A 2,409-nucleotide genomic window follows, 5' to 3' on the forward strand; every position below is an offset into this window, starting at 1 on the left:
GGAGCACCTCAAAAACACCATTATACACTAAATCAGCAAGTTGGTAGCATCACCTAAAATATCATGCGATTAATCTCACTTTCAATTAACTAAAAATAGATATCTTGATGCACTATATAAAACAACTATTACATTTTTTGTTTTTTTAACAATTCATCAATATGATTTCTTCTCATCATTATTTTTTTATTCTGCCTTGGAGATTCGTTTTTTTTCGTTGGATATTTTAATCTTGCTATTAGTTCACTTGCATCTTTTTTTTCGGAATCTAATAAATTAAAGAAGCCAACTTTAGCATAACCAAAGTAAGCGCAATAGAGATAAGCCTTACCCAATTCATCAGTGTCTTTTATTTTTTTCTTTATTAAAATAGCAATAACTTGTTCTCTTAACTTTCGTCTAAGAGTTCGTTCGTATCTGCCAGTCAATACTCTAACTAATTGTTGTTCAATTGTGCTTCCACCCTGAACTATTTTCCTTGTCAATCTTAAATAGATACATCTAATAATAGCCAATGGATCTACACCATAATGTAAGTGGTTTCTATGGTCTTCTGCTATTAATAGCACTTCAAAATAATTATCCTCTATCTTTGTGAATGATGGCTTTTCTTTTTTAAGATACTTAATACATAAATCAACATCTTTAGAGATGTGTTTGTTTTTATAGAGTATAAAACAAAGAATAAAGTGTGGAATCGTAAGTATCATTATTAAATGTTTCATAATTCATCTTTGAAACTTTTATTTTTGAAAAATGCTATACCATGAGCATCTGCTGCTGTAGTAGTGAACGTTCCTACTGTATCCAGCTTGACTTTATTGATAGTAACTATTACCGAAGATGGTCTTTGTACTCCTTTAGCATCTCCCCTTAGAGATATATGTATGTTCATTTTGTTTCTTCTTAAATAATATCTTTCGATCGTTATCAAAACATCGCCAGTATTTCTATTCTCACCGATATATTCTCTATACTTTCCATCATTTTCAATATCATATATCTTTTCTATTTTTCCAATGATCTTTGTTGATGATTCATTAATTAATGTGAGTACAAAAAATGATGCTAGTCCTTCATATTTTTTCCAAGCTGAACTTTCTGTTGCTAGCTTTAGATAAAATACACCTGAGAAGGATGGAGGTTTTTTTACAATATCCTTGATGAAAAATGCAACAAGCCCAGTTATTATAATAACTAAAACACCAGCAACGAAACTGCCTATGTTATTTGATGAGAAAGCAAATATTTTAATTGATTCAAACATGAAAACTATTTCCTCATTCACAAGGTTTTTTTATATAATTCAAGCTGACTGTTTCAATACCGGTTATCTCACTGTAAACTATCTTTCTTCTAATTCTGCTGTTTGTTGATGATTTATTGTTTGTATTGTAAAAAATAACAATCAAGAAAGTAATGATCTACCTCATTTTTATATCATTATTGAATTTCCTCAGCTTTAATCTTCATTACTGTTTGGGTACTGATTCTATGCTTTTTAGCTGCTTGACGTATAGACATCCCAGAGTGTAAATCATTTTTAACAGCCATACGATCGATTTTAGTGCTTTTGCCACGTCCAACAATACGTCCAGCTTGCTTAGCTGCTTCGTAGCCTTCTCGCTGGCGTTCAAGCATAAATTCACGCTCCATCTGGGCGACCCCGGCAAGAACAGTTAACATAAAGTTACCAAACGCACTTTCTTTACCTGTTTTAAAACCCTCTTTGTGAAACTCGACGATTACGCCACGCTTGGTAAGTTCTTCAACGGTTGCCAGCAAATCAGAAGTTTTACGACAAAGACGATCGATGCTGTGAACATGTAAAGTATCTCCCTCACGTACATAATCCATCATGGCTTTGAACTGTTCGCGCTCAATATTCTTTCCGCTAGCTTTTTCTTCAAACACCTTATCAAGGGTAACACCAGCTAACTGGCGTTCTGTGTTCTGCTGAATGGATGATACGCGGATGTAACCAATATTAGCCATGCGAAAACCTTTTGTGGTGATTTGCCTTGATGCCGGAACACTACGCATGTATCAGATAAAAATCAAGACAAATCACTACGGTTTATTCCAAATTTAAGTGTAGTGAAATAGGGTGCTTTATTAGAACGGTGCTGCTCTGCTGGTGGATTTACCTCAACCTGAGGATAAGCTATTGTTTTTACCAAAAATCCCCATTGGGGGAAGTTGAAAAATACCGACGCGGTACGGCTGGTGTGAGATAATGATCGCATTGGGCAATGGGTGCCCTCTTAGCCAAAAAGGATTTGAATATGAATACTGTGTGCACTCTGGCGGATGCTGAGTTTTTTGCGGAACTGGAACGAGATCTCGCTGTTTCTATGGGGCTTTGTTGAATAAATCAGATTTCGGGTAAGTCTCCCCCGTAGCGGGTTG

At 35.0% G+C, this 2,409-nt stretch carries 3 protein-coding genes; all 3 read right to left on the reverse strand.

Annotated elements, in window-relative coordinates; translation table 11 throughout:
* Window positions 1–128 precede the first annotated feature (128 nt).
* Window positions 129–725 (reverse strand): transglycosylase domain-containing protein, encoded by a 597-nt coding sequence (locus tag ABLV54_RS13095; RefSeq protein ID WP_101881330.1) that lies wholly within the window; start codon window positions 723–725, stop codon window positions 129–131.
* A complete protein-coding gene (locus tag ABLV54_RS13100; protein WP_123822823.1) occupies window positions 722–1,267 on the reverse strand; it encodes a hypothetical protein in 546 nt (181 codons plus the stop codon). Before ABLV54_RS13100 ends, ABLV54_RS13095 begins: the two co-directional genes overlap by 4 nt.
* Window positions 1,268–1,443: 176 nt before the next feature.
* Window positions 1,444–1,995, reverse strand: coding sequence for a recombinase family protein (locus tag ABLV54_RS13105; protein WP_348814177.1), 552 nt, complete (start codon window positions 1,993–1,995; stop codon window positions 1,444–1,446).
* Window positions 1,996–2,409 lie beyond the last annotated feature (414 nt).

The sequence above is a fragment of the Klebsiella sp. JB_Kp042 genome (assembly GCF_040065275.1).
Lineage (GTDB): Bacteria > Pseudomonadota > Gammaproteobacteria > Enterobacterales > Enterobacteriaceae > Klebsiella > Klebsiella quasipneumoniae.